This window comes from Halorussus sp. AFM4 (genome assembly GCF_051194995.1).
Lineage (GTDB): Archaea > Halobacteriota > Halobacteria > Halobacteriales > Haladaptataceae > Halorussus.
The window spans coordinates 791,900-807,234 of record NZ_JBNTJT010000002.1; the positions used below are offsets into that span (position 1 = coordinate 791,900).

The following is a 15,335-nucleotide window of genomic DNA, read 5'->3' on the forward strand; positions in this document are numbered from 1 at the left end:
GGTCGCCGGTCGGCGCGGTCACGTCAGGAACCCCGCGCGCCCGGTGAACGCCATGTAGAGGGCGAACACCGTGAGCAGGATCGCGAGGACCATCTCGGCGTAGAGCACCGCCTTGCCCCACCGGTACCAGTCGCCGTGCTCGGCCATCAGTCGTCACCTCCCGCGGGCGACGGCGACTGGCCGTCGTCCGAGAGCCACCGGCTGGCCGAGCCGATGCCGTGCTCGCGGGGGTCGCCCTCGCGGCGCATCGCCCAGACGAAGAACAGGACGAACGGGACGAAGAAGACCGCGGCGACCACCGCGTAGCCGGTGTGGATGTTCGGGACGTAGCCGTACACCAGCGGGTAGACGATGCCGCCGCTGGTCGAGACGCCGCCGATGAACCCGGAGGCGGTGCCGGGCCGCTCGTCGAACAGCACGGGGACGATGGCGAAGACGCCGCCGGTCCCGAAGCTGACGGTGATGCCGAAGGCCGCGAGCACGACGACCGAGACCGGCAACACCCCCGCCAGGCCCGCGAGGGTCAGCGACGCCATCGCGAGCACGATGAGCACCAGCGCGGTCAGCAGCCAGTGGACCCGCGGGGAGTACGCCCGTTCCGTCGCGAGGAACGGGTACGGCGTCCACCCCTTGCGCTGCCAGAGGTCCGAGACGTAGCCCGAGAACGGACGGAACAGCGAGGCGTTGAACGACTGGACCGCCGCGAAGGTGCCGGCCGCGGTCTGGACGGCCGCGGTCCCGGCGAACCCGAGGTCGCCGATCGCGCCGTCGAAGCCCTCGGCGTAGTAGCTCGGCAGCCAGGAGTTCATCGCGATCTCCAGGCCGAACGACATCGCGTAGGCCAGCATCAGCCCGATGGCGGCGTAGCGCGTCCAGACGAACAGCGTGTCGCCCAGCGAGGCGTTCCGCCTGGCGGTCGCGGCGGTCTCGGCGTCGCGGGCGGGCTCGCCCCGCCACTTGTAGACGACCGCGATGAGCAGCGCCACGACGCCCAGGTGGAGGAACGCGTCCGAGAAGTTGGTCCCGTACACCCGGGGCAGCACCAGGGCGCCGACGCCCGCTCCGGCGTTGCCGGTGCCGGCGTACAGCCCCTCGGCGGTGCCGATCTCGTGCTCGTCGAACCACTGGGCGACGTGCTGGATGCCGACGACGAAGCCGACGCCCGCCGACGCGACGACGAGGCGCTCGACGAACAGCACCTCGTAGGAGGTCGCGAACGACGAGGCGATGCTCATCAGCCCGGAGTACGCCAGAATGACCGCGAAGACGTTGTGAGCGCCGAGCCGGTCGGCCGCCCATCCGGCGAACACCCGGCCCGGCGGCGCGAGCCAGATCGCGGAGCTCGCCAGCAGCGCGAGCTGGCCGGTGGTCAGACCGTAGAACGCGCCGATGCTCGGACTGAAGGCGGCGGTCGAGAACCACAGCAGGAACGCCCAGAAGAACCCGACCGTCGCGATCACCAGCTGCTCGATCTTGTTCGTCACGCGAGCTCACTCCCGGCGGTCTCGACCGCGGCCGCATCGCGGGCGGCGACCAGCCGCACCGCGCACTGCTTGAAGTTCGGCTCGTCGGACCGCGGGTCGGTCGCCGGCACCGTCAGCTCGTTCGTCGACGGGTGGTGGACGGGCAGCCAGACCAGACCGGGCCGGACCGCGTCGTCGGCCTCGATCCGGGCCCGGACACTCCCGCGCCGGGATTCGATGCTGACGGCCTCGTCCCCGTCGGCCCCGTCGAGGTGCTCTCTCACCGTCTCGGGGTGGATCCGGGCGACCGGCGGTCCGGGGTCGTCGGGCGACTCCCGGCTCCGGACGCCCGTGTTGTAGCCGTCGGCCTCTCGCGCGGTCGTGAGGGTGAGCGGGTACGCCTCGTCGGGCGGCTCGGGGAGCGCCCGACCGGTACCGCCCGCGAACCGCGCCCTCCCGGAGGGCGTCGGGAACGACCACCCGCCGCCGTCGCGGTAGCGGTAGCCCGCGCTCGTCTCCGAGTCGGGCGCGGGCCACCGGACCGCGAGTTCGGCGTCCAGCCGGTCGTAGTCGATGCCCGAGCAGTCCGCGGGCGTCCCCGCGGTCAGGGCGGCGAACTCCTCGAACACCGATCCGGGGTCGGGGTCCGCGTCGAACAGCCCGTCGGCCAGCGCGTTCCCGACCGTCGCGATGACGTCGAGGTCGGTCCGGACGCCGCTCGGGAGGTCGGTCGCGGGCCGGACCCGCGAGACGGTCCGCTCCATGTTCATCGCGGTCCCGTCGGACTCGCCCCAGGTCGCGGCCGGCAGAACGACGTCCGCGAGTTCGGTGGTCTCGGTCCGGAACGCGTCCTGGACCACCAGGAAGGCGTCGTCGAGCTTCGCCGCCGCGGCCGAGGCGTCGGGCATGCCCGCGACGGGGTTCGTCGCCACGGCGTACACCGCCTCGACCGGGCCGTCATCGACGGCGTCGAGGGTGCCGACGGGGCCCGGGCCCGACGAGTCGGGCAGGCGCTCGACCGGGACGCCCCAGGTGGCCGCGACGGCCTCCCTGGCCCCGGGGTCGCCGAAGTCCCGGTGACCGGGCCAGGTCCCCTTCGATGAGCAGACCCGCGTTCCCATGGAGTTGGCCTGCCCGGTCAGCGAGAACGGGCCGCTGCCCGGCCCGAGGTTCCCGGTCGCGAGGCAGAGGTCGATCAGCGCGCCGGCGGTGTCGGTGCCCCGGGTGCTCTGGTTGACGCCCATCCCCCAGTAGACAAGCGCCGGCTCCTCGAAGGCGGCCGCCAGCGTCTCGACCGCCGCGGAGTCGACCCCCGCGCGCTCGGCCGCCGCCTCCGGGTCGGGCAGGCCGGCACGCAGCTCTTCGAAACCGACGGTGGCCTCGTCGACGAACGCCTCGTCGACGCGGCCGGTCTCGACGACGCGGGCGAGGACCGCGCGTGCCAGGTCGAGGTCGCCGCCGGGTTCGAGGGAGACGTGGGCGTCGGCGACCGCCGCAGTCTCGGTCTCGACGGGGTCGACGACGATCAGTTCGCCGCCGTCCTGGTCGGCGCTGTCGTCGATCCACCGGAACATGACGGGGTGTGCGACCGCCGGGTTCGCGCCCCAGACGACGTGACGGTCGGCCTCGGGGACGTCGTCGTAGGTCGGCGGCGGGGCGTCGCTGCCGAACGCGTCGTAGTAGGCGGTCACCGCGCTCGCCATGCAGAGGGTGGTGTTAGCGTCGTAGTACCGGGTGCCCAGGCCACCCCGCGCCAGCTTGCCCAGCGCGTAGGCGGCCTCGTTGGTCTGCTGGCCGCTGCCGAGCACGGCGATTCCGTCCCGGTCGCGCTCCAGGATCCGGCCGAACCGCTCGACGATGCGGGCCAGCGCGAGGTCCCAGGTGGTCTTCCGGAGCTCGCCGTCCCGCCGGACGAGGGGCTGGGTGAGCCACTCGCCGTCGGGGTCGGCGGTCTCGCGCACGCCCCGCCGGCAGGCCAGCCCGCGGTTCACCGGGTGGGCCGGGTCGCCCCGGACCGCGTCGAGGCCGTAGCCGACGTCGACGCCGCGCTGGACGTGGCCGCACCCGACGGCGCAGCGCATGCAGGTCGTGGAGGTCCACTCGGTCACGCCCGGACGACCTCCCGAGCGGAGTGTAGTCGGTCCCCACTGGCCCGTGAAGGGGGCCGTCCACCGGCCGCTGTCAGAGTCGGGTACTGTGGTGTCGTCATTCGTCTCCTCCGGTCAGCTCCGCAGCCGGCGGGGGCGGTCGCTCCCCTCGGCCTCGATCGCGTCTTCGAGCGCTTCGACGAGGGACCGGGCCTGGTCGGCGGTGAGCGAGACGCTGTGGGCGTGGGGTTCGACCCGGTCGACCGACGTCGGGTCGGGCTCGAAGTCGAGGACCACGGTGTCGGGGTCGTCCGCCAGCGACCGCACGTCGAGGACGGCGCACCCCTCCTCGCGCCAGCCGTCGCCGCGGGTCGCCGCCTCGACGAGGTCGAGGGTGGTGTACGCGGTCACGTCGAGGACGCGTCCGGCCATCGTCAGTCGCCTCCCTCGACGGGCGTCCCGTCGGGCGCGGTGGGCGCGGGGCTCGCGCCGTCGTCGAACGGGTACCACGACTGCTTGGCGTCGTGGAGGCACGGGTCCTCGTACCCGGAGACCTCCTCGGGCTCGGCGAGTTCGACGATGGTCTCGTGGCCGGTGGCGTCGACCCACTCCCGGAAGGTCTGGCCCTCCTCGCGGAGCGCGGCGAACGCCTCGACCAGGTTGCGGATCATCCCCGGCACCTCGTCGGCGGGGACGCGCTGGCGGACCCACTCGATGAACGTCGGCTCCGCGCCGATGCCGCCGCCGACGCCGACGTCGAGCGCCTCGACCATCTCGCCGTCCTTCCGGCCCCGCATCCCCTGGATGCCGATGTCGGCGGTCATCGCCTGGCCGCAGTCGGCGGTGCAGCCCGAGTAGTGCATTTTGATGCGGTCGACGTCGGCCGGGAGGTCGACGTTGTCCCGGAGCCACCGCAGGGTCCGGGCCATCCGGGCCTTGGTCTCGGTCAGCGCGAGCGAGCAGAACTCCGTGCCGGTGCAGGCCATCGCGCCGCGGGTGAAGGGGTTCGGTTCCGGCCTGTACTTCTCCAGCAGCGGCTCGTTCAGCAGGTTCGCGAGGTTCCCGTCGGGCACGTCCACGATGAGGGGGTTCTGGCGCCGGGTCAGCCGCACCTCCCCGGAGCCGTACGCGTCGGCGAGGTCCGCGAGCTCGATGGCCTCCTCTGCCGGCAGTCGACCCACGGGCACCGAGAGGCCGACGTAGTTGCGCCCGTCCGTCTGGTCGTAGACGCCGACGTGGTCGTGGGCGCCCCGCTCGGCGGGCCGGCCGGCGTTGTAGGTGTACTCGCCGCGGAAGTCGGTGCCGGCCCGCTCCAGTTCGAAGTCGAGGCGGTCGGCGAGCGCCTCGCGGATCGCGTCGGTGCCCCGCTCGTCGACGAAGAACCGCGCCCGGTTCTTCGAGCGGTTCTGGCGGTTCCCCTCGTCGTGGTAGAGCTCGACGAACGCCCGGACCGTCTCGTAGGCTCTCTCGGGTCGGACGAACAGGTCGAGCGACCGCGCCCGGCGGGGCTCGCGCCCGCCGAGGCCGCCGCCGACCCGGACGTTGAACCCCTTGACCTCCTCTCCCTCGACGAACTTGTGGGCGGGTTCGAGCCCGACGTCGTTGATCGAGTCCTGGGCGCAGCCCTGGCGACACCCCGTCACCGAGATGTTGAACTTCCGGGGCATGTTGCAGAGCGCGTCGTCGCCCCGGATTCCCTCCTGGATCTCGTCGAGCAGGTCGCGGGTCTCGACGTACTCCTCGGCCTTGCCCGCGACCGGGCAGCCCGAGATGTTGCGCATGGTGTCGCCGCCGGCCGACCGCGAACTCACGCCGACCGCCTCCAGCCGCTTCCAGATGGCGGGGACGTCCTCCAGCTTGATCCAGTGGAGCTGGATCGACTGGCGCGTGGTGAGGTCGATCCACGCGTCGCCGAACTCGGGGTTCTCCACGGGACCGGCGGCGTACTCGCGGGCCACCTCGCCGATGGCGCGGAGCTGTCCGGGTTCGAGCACCCCGCCGCAGTTGGTCAGCCGCATCATGAAGTAGCTCTCCTGGCCGCCGCGCTGGTGGAAGACGCCCCAGAACTTGAACCGGGAGAACCACGCGTCCTTCTCGTCCTCCGGGATGGCGTCCCAGCCCCGCTCGGCGAACTCCTCGATCTTCTCCCGGACCTCGTCGCCGTACAGCTCGCTCTTGTACTCTTCCTTTTTATGAGTCATATCCGGCCCCCATGCTACAATCGTCCGGGTGCTGTGCTTTCGACTGTTCGAATGTCCACGTATTCACGATCAAGGACAAAAACGAACGCTTCCTAAAGGCTACTGCTATTACGTCCTAATATTCTCCTTTCTCACGTGAAGAGTGAATACGAAGAAACGGTCGTAGTTGATAGCCGCGGTAGAAATAGGCGTATTATTTCAGAATATGGTTTGCTCCTTGCCCCGCTGTCGCACTGGCACCCCTCGCCGGACGGCGTTCTTCCGATTCGAACCTCCAGCCGAGGACCGCCACGGAGCAGGTGCTACCCGCTCCTGTACCGGCGTTCTCCACCCGCCGGCTCGCGCCCGGCCCGGTTCGCGCCGGAGCAGGTCAAGCGCGCCGAGTCGCCGCCGTCGCCGTGGCCCGTCACTCGACGCCCCGGTTGTCGGAGACGCGACGCTCCGACCCGCCGACGGCGCCGGTCGCTCCCGCCCCGCGCAGGTACTCCGCGACCCGGTCGCGCACCTCGACCACGTCGCCGACCACCGCGACCGCGGGCGGGTCGATGCCGACCCGGCGGGCGCGCTCGACGATGGTGTCGAGGGTCCCGGTGACGGTGTACTCCGCCTCGCGAGTCGCGTTCTCGACCATCGCCGCCGGCGTGTCGGCGTCCAGCCCGTGCCCGCGCAGCGCCGCGACGTTGTCCGGGAGCCGGCCGACGCCCATCAGGACGACCAGCGTGCCCCCGGCCGCGACGTTGCCCGCCAGCGACGCCCAGTCGAGCGCGCTCTCGGCCTTGGTCGGGTCCTCGTGACCCGTGACCACGGTCAGGCTCGACGCGCGGTCGCGGTGGGTCGGCGGGATGCCCGCCACCGCCGGTGCGGCGACCGCGCTCGTGACCCCGGGGACCACCTCGAAGTCGACGCCGGCGGCCGCGAGGTGCTCGCTCTCCTCGCCGCCGCGGCCGAACACGGTGGGGTCGCCGCCCTTGAGCCGGACGACGTCGCGGCCGGCCCGGGCCTCCCGGACCAGCAGGGCGTCGATCTCCTCCTGGGTGGTCCGCTCGCCGTCTGGTCCGGGCCGCTTGCCCACGTCGACGACGGCCGCCGAATCGGGACACGCGTCGAGGATGTCGTCGCTCACCAGCCTGTCGTGGAGGACGACGTCGGCCGCGTCGAGCAGGCGCCGGGCCCTGACGGTCAGCAGTTCGGGGTCGCCCGGTCCCGCGCCGACGAGGTACACCGTGCCGTCGCTCGCGCGGCTCACCTCGCTCCCTCCGCGGGTCCGTCGGTCGCCGTGGCGCTGTGAAGGCGTGCTGGGGTAGTCATCGTCCTGGCATCACTGAGCAGCAGTAAAAGATTTCGTGTACGTGCAGTTATATCGCCTTCTGGTGCTTCACGATACACATTTTAGACGATTATAATCCATGTATTGTCCAAAGACGTTGTGAACTTGGACATTTGGTATCCTGGCCATCCGGCCGAGAGGCGACGTGAGTTCGACCGAAGCTATCGGCTACTCGGTCTCTCGCAGAGGTCAGCAGAAGACAGTCGTATCAGACGTTGATGTGACCTTCGCGCCGGAGCTGGTCCTGCGCGGAGCCGTCGTAGCGCCACTCGATGTCGGCCTTCTCGTCCTGCCAGTCCCACGGCTCGCACAGCACGATGTCGTCGCGCCGGATCCAGATGCGCTTGCGCATCCGGCCCGGAATCCGGCCCATGCGCTCGACGCCGTCGTTGCAGCGCAGGCGCACGCGGTTCTTGCCGAGCATCTCGGTCACGATGGCGAACTGCTCGTCGTCGTCGGGCATGCGGAGGTTCCGTCGCCCAGATTCTTCACTCACAACCGTGATAGGTGGCGAGGGTGTTTAAATGGTTCCATCGTGCGACCACGTGACGAGGTCACGGGGCCCGAATCGCCCGCCCGTGCGACCTTCAAGGCTGGCGCCCCTCGTGCCGACGTGAGCGATTCGGAGCCCGAGACCCACGACGCGCTCGACGTGACCGTCTCCGGCGGGTCGATGGCCGGCCTGTTCGCCGGCGTCGGCCTCGACCGGGCGGGCCACGACCCGACCGTCTACGAGCGGTCGACCGGCGACCTCGAGAGCCGCGGGGCCGGCATCGTCGCCCAGTCGGCCGTCCGGCGCTTCCTCGACCGCCACGGGATCGTCGACCCCGAGCGGATCGTCACCATCGTCGACCGCCGGGAGTACCTCGCCCGCGACGGTAGCGTCGACGCGAGCCGGCCCGAGTCGATGGCGTTCACCGCGTGGGACGCGGTGTACCGCAACCTCCGGTCGGCGTTCCCGGACGACCGCTACCGCGAGGGCCGGGAGGTGACCGGCGTGCGGCCCGACCCGGAGGCCCCCGCGGTCGAGTTCGCCGACGGGTCGACGGTCCGGCCGGACCTCGCGGCTGTCGCCGAGGGCGGGCGGTCGGCGACCCGCGAGCAGTTGCTCCCCGACGTCGCCCCGGAGTTCGCCGACTACGTCGCCTGGCGGGGCGTCGTCCGCGAGCGAGAGGTCCCCGGCGCGATCCGCGACCAGTTCGAGGCGGCGTTCACGTTCTACCAGGGTCCGGACCTCCTGATACTGGGCTACCTGATCCCCGGGCCCGACGGCGGGACCGACCCGGGCGACCGGCGGCTCAACTGGGTCTGGTACGACGCGGTCGGCGACGACCCGTCGCGCTCGGCGCTTTTGACCGACGCGGACGGCGTCGAGCGGACGGTCACCGTCCCGCCGGGCGCGGTCCGCGAGCCGATCGAGCGGCGACAGCGGACCCGGGCCGACGACGCGCTCCCGGACGTCTTCTCCCGGGTCGTGGCCGCCACCGACCGGCCGTTCGTCCAGGCGATCTACGACCTCTCGGTCCCGCAGATGGCGTTCGACCGGACCGCGCTGCTCGGCGACGCCGCCTTCGCGGCGCGGCCCCACACCGCGGCGGGCACCGCGAAGGCCGCCGCCGACGCCGCCGCGCTCGCGGACTCGCTCCGGGCGAACGACGGCGTGCAGACCGCCCTCCGGGAGTGGGAGGCGACCAGGCTCGACGCCGGGCGGCGGCTCGTCGAGCGCGGCAGAGAGATGGGCGAGCGGCGGCTCGGACTCGGGTAGCCGGGCCGGATGAAGCTGTGAAGCCGGTCCGGACCGGAGTTCAGGTGACAGTCCTGCCCGGGTAGCTCAGAAGTCGGCCCGGGAGATCCACTCGCGGGCGACGGTCACGAACCACGCCATCCACACCGCGAACGCGACCAGGCCGGCGCCGTACCGGACCAGCGGGTCCGCGACGAGGTACGCGACGCCGAGCACCGCGGCGAGGACCGCCAGCGCGGCGAGGTTGCGGTAGGTCGGGCCGAGCAGGTGGCGCATCCGTCGGGAGTACGCGACCCGGCCACATCACTGTTGGCGGTCCGCGCGGCGGGCGACCTACCCCCGGACGACGACGCGACCGCTGGAGTAGACGGTGACCTCGTAGATGTCGTACGGGAACGACACCGAGACGTCGTCGCGCAGATCGCCGTACCGCCGAGTGTGGAAGAGCATCTGGAGGGCGTCGCAGTCCACGACCGAACTCAGGGGCGTCATCCGGGCCGGGTCGCGCTCCAGGATCTCGGAGAGCGCCATCGCCAGACCGGTGCACACTTCACCCGCGAGCATGTGATCGCTGATGTCCAGCACGAAGGTGGACGTGACGCCGCCGTCCTCAGATGCGGACTCGATCTCCACGGGTTCGATGTTGTTTCTCGACATACTCATTCGATAGCTATACCCTCTCAGGGTGGGTCGTACAAAGGTCTACCGATAGTCCAAAACGCGCGACTGCGCCGGGATAATCCGTTCGCGCGGTCGTCGCGGTGGGCGGTCGGAAGGGGTCCGCGGGCCGGTCGGGACGCGGGCGTCGCCACCCGTCCGCTGGAGACGGATGCTGGGAATCCGAAGGGGATCGGACGGGCGTCTGCCGGCGGATTCTACGCGCGTTTGCCCATCAGATTTAAGCTATCCGCCTCGAAACGAACCGGAAACATGTCGCGAGTCGGCGGTGGGTCGGAGCGGGGCCAGACGGAGACGCTCGGGGTGGTGCTGCTGCTCGCCATCACCCTCGCCGGGACCGGCCTCATCCTCGGGTACGGCGGGACCACGCTCGAGGACACCCGCTCGTCGGCCGAGGTCCGGCAGGCCGAACTCGCCATGACCGTCTTCGACTCGCGGGCCGCCAAGGTGGCGCTCGGCGACTCCGACGTCCAGACGGTCGACTTCGGGGGGACGACCGGCACCGTCCACGCCGAGCCCGGCGAGGGGCGCATCACCATCCGGCACATCAACTACGACGGGAGCGGCGACGACGAGATCATCTACCAGAACACCCTGGGGTCGCTGGTCTACGAGAGCGGCGACACCCGGCTGGTCTACCAGGGCGGGGGCGTCTGGCGACGCGACGCCAACGGCGGGGTGTCGATGGTCTCGCCGCCGGAGTTCCACTACCTCGGGTCGACCCTGACGCTCCCGCTCGTGCGGGTGACCGGTTCCGGCGGCGGCGCGACGGGGTCGAAGGTCCGGGTGACCTCGTCCGGCGACCTCGAACACGTCTTCCCCGACGCCGACGAGCGCTACGACGACGGGGTCGACGACGACGGCGACGGCGACGCCAACGACGACGAGCCCTCCGACAAGCCCTACGAGAACCCCTCCGAGCACGGGCGGGTCGAGGTGGTCGTCGAGAGCGAGTACTACGAGGGGTGGGCCGCCTACTTCCGCGAGCGGACGAACGCCAACGTCGTGGTGGACGACGCCGCCGAGAAGGTGACCGTGGAGCTCATCAGCACCGGCAACACGGGCCGGTTCGAGATGCCGGGCGAGGACAGCTCGGTCGGCGTCCGGGGCATCGCGGGCCACGGCATGACCGACTTCGAGGTCAGCCTCCGGCCCGACGACACCGACAGCGCGAACTTCGCGAACCTCAAGTGGTCGATGTACGTCGACAGGGGGACCACCGAGTTCGAGCTCCACCTCCGACAGAGCGGCGGGAGCGGCTGTGACGCCGTGGTCTCGGCGACGGTGTACTACTCGCCTGACGACGGCGCCACCGAGCACGGGTGGTACGACGCCGACGCCTTCGAGACCGAGTGCGGCGACTTCGACGGCGACGGCGACGACGAGATTCGGCTGGTGGCCGGCTTCGTGGACGACGACGACGGCGACGGCAGCGTCCACGACGCCGAGTCCACCGACCCGGAGCTGGAGTACGTCGACCTCTCGAACAGCCAGCTAATGTCGTTCAAGCCCGACGGGAGCGTGCCGGACCCGGTGTCTCTGGACGGTCACGCCGGGTCGGTGAGCTGGGAGCCGAAGGACTACCAACAGGGCAGCGGCGACCGGGAGACGCTCGACCGGGTCGTCAACCACTACGGCTCGGAGATGGGCGGGTTCGACCTCACCGTCGACGACAAGAACAGCAACACCGTCAACGAGGGCGCCTCCTACGGCTCCATCGAGTACGGCGGCGGCGGGAAGTACATCACCTACCTCCACGTCACGGAGAACGACATCCGCGTCGAAACGGACGGATAACGCGCGGGGTCGCGGTGTCGACGTCCAGCTCTGCCGGGCGAACGAGCTGTCCGTGACAATCAGATGGACCGAGACGATAGAATCGGCCGAGAGATCGGGTCGACCGGGTCGGGAAGCCAGCCCGGTCGACGGACCGGTCGAGTCGACGGACCGGTCGAGTCGACGGACCGGTCGAACCGACGGACCGGTCGAACCGACGGGCCGGTTCTGGCGCCCGACTAGCTGAACGAGACGTCGACGCGGGTCGCGGTCACGTAGAGCCGCTCGACGCCGAAGGCGCAGGTGACGGTGCCGCCCGAGACCGAGCAGGCGTCCGAGCGCCAGGAGATCTGTTCCTCCAGCGACGCCTCCCAGCGCGGCGCACGGTTCTCGGTCGTCTCGACCGCGTAGACGACCCGGTACTCGTCGCTGCCGTCGCCGTCGGGGTCCGAGTCGGCGTCCGAGGGCGACGCGAGCACGCCGAGCACCTCCGAGCCCGACCGCTCGGTCCGGATGCGGACGGTCGAGGAGCCGCCGACGCCCGACGACCGGGTCCGGCGGGTCTGGACGAACGGGATCACCGCGGTCTTCGTCGTCCCGTCGACGCGGAACACCGCGTCCGGCCGCTCGGTGAGGACGCTGCCCGCGTTCCGCCGCTCGCGGAGGACGGCCCCGTTCTCGTAGACCAGCTGCACCGGCGAGCCGGTGGGAGCGTACACGATGGGGTCCAGGTTCGTCCCGTAGCTCGGCGACGAGGAGGGCATGTTGGTGACCTCGACGCGTAGCGACGTCTCCTGGCCGAACCCCAGCGTCGCGTCCGCGAGCTTGATCTCGGTCGCCCGGCTGGGCGCGCCGCGGTAGTGGAGGTCGGCGACGTTGTCCGCCAGGATGTCGAACACCCGCTCGGCGTTCGAGAGCCGCTCCTCCTCCCTGGTGTCCTGGAGGCCCGAGAACCCGACGGTGTAGACGATGGCCGCGGTCGAGGTGACCAGCGCGAACACCAGCACGAACCCGACCACGTCGCTGACCCCGCGCTCAGCCATCCGTCACCTCCAGCTCGTAGGTCGAGTCGCCGTCGGGGTCGGCGTACCGGACACGGACCGGACCGCCGTTGACCGACGACGCCGCGACCGGCGTCTCCAGCGCGAGCGCCACCTGGACGGTCACGTCCGAGCCGGTCGCCGACAGCACCAGGCACGCCTCGCCCGGGCAGGGCTGGTCCGCCGGTTCGACCAGGTCGACGGTGTACGTCCGGCCGGCGACCTCCCGCGGGAGCTGTCTCTCGATCCGGACGGTGTCGCCGGGTTCCGCGGTCGCCGCGAGCTCGTCGGCCGCCGCGAGGTCGGCCGCGAACTGCTGGCCGACGACCCGCAGCTCCGAGCGGACCGTCTGCTGTCGCTGGTCCTCGACCACGCCGCCGCTGGCGACCAGCAGCCCGGTGACGACCAGCGTCGCCACGGTGAGGTTCAGCACGTAGCCCAGCGCCGTGGAGACGCCGCGGTCGTCCCGGCCGAACCGGTCGAGTGCGCTCCCCCTCACGGCGGACACCCCGACTCGTCGCCGTCGTCGTCGTGGCGTTCGGTCGCTCCGCGCTCGTGGCCGGCCGCGTCGGTGACCGTGATGCGCACGTCGTAGGTCGCGTCGACGCTGCCCGTGTCGGTGAGCGTCGCGGAACCGGGGCCGGCCTCGGCGCCGCTCAGGCTCTGGGTCGCCGACGCCACGACGTCGCCCCCGGTGTCGAGAAGCTCGATCTCCAGGCTGGCCAGGTCGCCGTTCGGGTCGGCGACCGCCCAGTCGACGGTGAACGCGCCGTCGTCCGCGGTCGGGTCGGACACCTCGAAGTCGGTGACGACCGGACGGGTCGCCCCGGGCCCGGGTTCGCCGCGCGCGGCCCGCACGTCGGTCTCGTAGGTCACCGACTCGCTGACGTACCGGAACTCCACCGTCGCCGAGTAGACGGCCGCCGCGGCGTAGGGCTCGCTCCCCGGGCCGTCGGCGTAGGTCGGCCCCGCGCAGTGGCGGCCGTAGTTGACCGCGTCGACGCGGTCCTTCAGCGGGGCGTCGGTCCGGTGGCCTGCCCGGTCGACGGTGAGCTCGTACGTGCCCCGGATCGCGTCGCCGTTCGCGTAGAATATCCGGGCCGGCCCGTCGAGCTCCCCGAGGAAGCCGAGCGCGTCGCAGTGCTCGCCGTCGAGGGTGGCGCCGGTGAGGTCCACGGAGGCGGTCGAGTCGGACGTCGCGCACGACCCGACGTGGGAACCGGAGTCGGCGTCCCAGACGGTCAGTTCGATGTCGCCGTCGTTGGTGTTGCGGTACACGCCGACCTGCCACCGGTCCGAATCGGCCGCGTCCCTGACGTCGACGACGAACACGTCGGCGGTCGCCGTCGGGTCCGAAACCGGGGTCGTCCCCGTGAGGTCCGCCGCCGAGACGTCGGCCAGCCGGAACTGGCGGACCTCGACCGGCGCAGCCACCAGCCAGTTGGGGGCGCCGTAGCCCAGCGGGTTCGCCCCCGACGTCCGCGGCGTGAACTCCCCGACGCCGTCCTGGGCGATCCTGGTCCCCTCCATCCCGCCCGCGCGGGTCACCCGGAACGTCCGGCCGGCGACCACCTGGTGGCGGACCGCCATCGGTCGCCAGTCGGCGAGCGCGGTCGGGAGCCCGGTCCCGTAGAGGGCGGCGTAGTCGTCGCCCGCGTGGTTCTCGTTCACGCGGTCGGTCAGGCCGCCGACGCCGTCGCGGACGCTCTCCCTGGCGTCGACCCCCGCGCCGACGCCAGCGTCGCCGCTCCGGCTGGCCAGGTTCTCGGTGTAGATGGCGGAGTTGAGCACGACCGCCACCGCGACGAGCGACACCGCGAGCGTGAGCGCGCCGATCAGCACGATCTGAGCCCGGTCGCGTCCGGCGGGGTCGGTCACTGGCGCCATACGGTCACCTCCACCACGACGACGTTGTAGACGCCGCTGCTCGTCCCCGCGTCCGGCGCGTAGAACGAGCTGCTCGCCAGTTCGCTCCCGGTCGGGTCGGCGACGCCGTCGCCGTCCGGGTCGTCCCGGAGCACGTCGTCGTCGTACAGCGTCAGCGCGGTCGTGGCGGTCGCCGCGTTGTCGCTGGGCTCGCCCCGGTAGACCATCCGCTGGCGCTGGCGCCGGCCGTTCTCGTCGACGTACACGACGTGGACGTTGACCGAGACCCCGCGGTCCTCGAACGCCCGGGACAGGACGTCGAGGAACCGGTTGGGCGGCGTCTCGGTGTTGGTGTAGTGCTGGCCGTTGTCCGCGCCGCGGAACTTCATATCGGTCGCGTCCCAGAAGAGGACGGCGCTCCGGAGCGCGCCGGACTCCTCGGCGGTTCGGAGGACGCCCTCGGCGGTGGCCCGCTGCTGGTTCTCGATGTGCTGGCTCGACGTGCTCCCCGACAGCGGGGTGACCGCCGTCACCTGGTAGGCGAACACCAGCGCGCTGATCAGCAGGATGCCCGCGACGACGCCTTCGAGGGTGTGAGCCTGGGCCCGCACGGTCACCACATCCTCACGAGCAGCGTCGCGTCGCGGTGCTGTATCGAGACGGTCCTGCGGGCGACCACGACCGACCCGGTGTCGTCGGGCGGGGTCTCGCCCGCCGCGAACGTGGTGGCACAGGACTGCTGGCTCTCCTCGTCGACGACGATGTCGCCGTCGCCGTCGGCGTCCCCGTCCGAGCAGAGCAGGTCGGGGTCGCCGTCGCCGTCGGCGTCCTCGCCCAGGAGACGGACGTTGACGTTCGCGTCGGCCGACAGCCCCACGTCTTCACGGAGAGGATCGCCGGCGAACCCGCAGCCGACGTCCGGCCCGCCGAAGAACTCGGCGGTGCACGGCGCGTCGAGGACGAACGGCTCGGCGCCCGCGATCAGCAGTCGGCGGGCGAGCTGGTCGGCGACCCGGTCGGCGGCGACGACCTCGGGGCCGTCGCCGCCCTCGAACGGCTGGAACATCGACGGGAGGAAGCTGACGACGAACGCGACCGTCAGCAGGAAGACGCTCATCCCGACGGCGAAGTCCAGGGTGGTCTGTGCGCGCAT

The 15,335-nt window shown here is 71.5% G+C and carries 16 protein-coding genes; 2 read left to right on the forward strand and 14 right to left on the reverse strand.

The genetic code is table 11. The features are described from left to right. Window positions 1–18: 18 nt before the first annotated feature. The 7 genes from ACQUQF_RS12135 to eif1A form a co-directional block, all read right to left on the reverse strand. Window positions 19–147, reverse strand: coding sequence for a hypothetical protein (locus ACQUQF_RS12135; RefSeq protein WP_435179127.1), 129 nt, complete (start codon window positions 145–147; stop codon window positions 19–21). Next, the gene (locus tag ACQUQF_RS12140; RefSeq protein WP_435179129.1) at window positions 147–1,484 is read right to left on the reverse strand and encodes an MFS transporter; all 1,338 of its coding nucleotides are present in this window, start codon (window positions 1,482–1,484) and stop codon (window positions 147–149) included. Before ACQUQF_RS12140 ends, ACQUQF_RS12135 begins: the two co-directional genes overlap by 1 nt. Then, the gene (gene nasA / locus ACQUQF_RS12145; RefSeq protein WP_435179131.1) at window positions 1,481–3,571 is read right to left on the reverse strand and encodes an assimilatory nitrate reductase NasA; all 2,091 of its coding nucleotides are present in this window, start codon (window positions 3,569–3,571) and stop codon (window positions 1,481–1,483) included. Before nasA ends, ACQUQF_RS12140 begins: the two co-directional genes overlap by 4 nt. A 114-nt stretch (window positions 3,572–3,685) precedes the next feature. Continuing rightward, window positions 3,686–3,982 (reverse strand): DUF6360 family protein, encoded by a 297-nt coding sequence (locus ACQUQF_RS12150; protein WP_435179133.1) that lies wholly within the window; start codon window positions 3,980–3,982, stop codon window positions 3,686–3,688. Between the two features lie 2 nt (window positions 3,983–3,984). Beyond that, complete coding sequence (locus ACQUQF_RS12155) at window positions 3,985–5,751, reverse strand: nitrite/sulfite reductase (RefSeq protein ID WP_435179135.1); 1,767 nt, start codon at window positions 5,749–5,751, stop codon at window positions 3,985–3,987. A gap of 406 nt (window positions 5,752–6,157) precedes the next feature. Next, on the reverse strand, window positions 6,158–6,997 hold the full coding sequence (cobA, locus tag ACQUQF_RS12160) for a uroporphyrinogen-III C-methyltransferase (protein ID WP_435179137.1): 840 nt from the start codon (window positions 6,995–6,997) through the stop codon (window positions 6,158–6,160). A 289-nt stretch (window positions 6,998–7,286) separates the two neighbouring features. Further along, window positions 7,287–7,574 (reverse strand): translation initiation factor eIF-1A, encoded by a 288-nt coding sequence (gene eif1A / locus ACQUQF_RS12165; protein WP_115795556.1) that lies wholly within the window; start codon window positions 7,572–7,574, stop codon window positions 7,287–7,289. Between the two features lie 117 nt (window positions 7,575–7,691). On the opposite strand from eif1A, the gene ACQUQF_RS12170 reads away from it, so the two are divergent. Beyond that, the gene (locus ACQUQF_RS12170) at window positions 7,692–8,843 is read left to right on the forward strand and encodes an FAD binding domain-containing protein (RefSeq protein ID WP_435179140.1); all 1,152 of its coding nucleotides are present in this window, start codon (window positions 7,692–7,694) and stop codon (window positions 8,841–8,843) included. Window positions 8,844–8,909: 66 nt separating this feature from the next. Here ACQUQF_RS12170 and ACQUQF_RS12175 read toward each other — a convergent pair whose 3' ends face one another. Continuing rightward, window positions 8,910–9,098 (reverse strand): hypothetical protein, encoded by a 189-nt coding sequence (locus ACQUQF_RS12175; RefSeq protein WP_435179142.1) that lies wholly within the window; start codon window positions 9,096–9,098, stop codon window positions 8,910–8,912. Window positions 9,099–9,155: 57 nt separating this feature from the next. Then, window positions 9,156–9,485 carry a HalOD1 output domain-containing protein gene (locus ACQUQF_RS12180; RefSeq protein ID WP_435179144.1) on the reverse strand — a complete coding sequence of 110 codons (330 nt, stop codon included), beginning with the start codon at window positions 9,483–9,485 and terminating at the stop codon, window positions 9,156–9,158. Window positions 9,486–9,752: 267 nt separating this feature from the next. On the opposite strand from ACQUQF_RS12180, the gene ACQUQF_RS12185 reads away from it, so the two are divergent. Continuing rightward, complete coding sequence (locus ACQUQF_RS12185) at window positions 9,753–11,297, forward strand: DUF7289 family protein (RefSeq protein ID WP_435179146.1); 1,545 nt, start codon at window positions 9,753–9,755, stop codon at window positions 11,295–11,297. A gap of 218 nt (window positions 11,298–11,515) precedes the next feature. Here the strand turns inward: ACQUQF_RS12185 and ACQUQF_RS12190 are convergent, their stop codons facing one another. The 5 genes from ACQUQF_RS12190 to ACQUQF_RS12210 are packed head-to-tail and all read right to left on the reverse strand — an operon-like array spanning window position 11,516 to window position 15,335. Next, on the reverse strand, window positions 11,516–12,319 hold the full coding sequence (locus ACQUQF_RS12190) for a DUF7289 family protein (protein ID WP_435179148.1): 804 nt from the start codon (window positions 12,317–12,319) through the stop codon (window positions 11,516–11,518). Next, window positions 12,312–12,815 carry a DUF7266 family protein gene (locus tag ACQUQF_RS12195; RefSeq protein WP_435179150.1) on the reverse strand — a complete coding sequence of 168 codons (504 nt, stop codon included), beginning with the start codon at window positions 12,813–12,815 and terminating at the stop codon, window positions 12,312–12,314. The genes ACQUQF_RS12190 and ACQUQF_RS12195 overlap by 8 nt, the downstream gene beginning before the upstream one ends. Then, entirely contained in the window at window positions 12,812–14,203 is a 1,392-nt protein-coding gene (locus ACQUQF_RS12200) for a DUF7261 family protein (RefSeq protein WP_435179152.1), read from the reverse strand. Before ACQUQF_RS12200 ends, ACQUQF_RS12195 begins: the two co-directional genes overlap by 4 nt. Further along, the gene (locus ACQUQF_RS12205) at window positions 14,191–14,799 is read right to left on the reverse strand and encodes a DUF7288 family protein (RefSeq protein ID WP_435179154.1); all 609 of its coding nucleotides are present in this window, start codon (window positions 14,797–14,799) and stop codon (window positions 14,191–14,193) included. Before ACQUQF_RS12205 ends, ACQUQF_RS12200 begins: the two co-directional genes overlap by 13 nt. Further along, window positions 14,796–15,335 (reverse strand): DUF7287 family protein, encoded by a 540-nt coding sequence (locus ACQUQF_RS12210; protein WP_435179156.1) that lies wholly within the window; start codon window positions 15,333–15,335, stop codon window positions 14,796–14,798. Before ACQUQF_RS12210 ends, ACQUQF_RS12205 begins: the two co-directional genes overlap by 4 nt.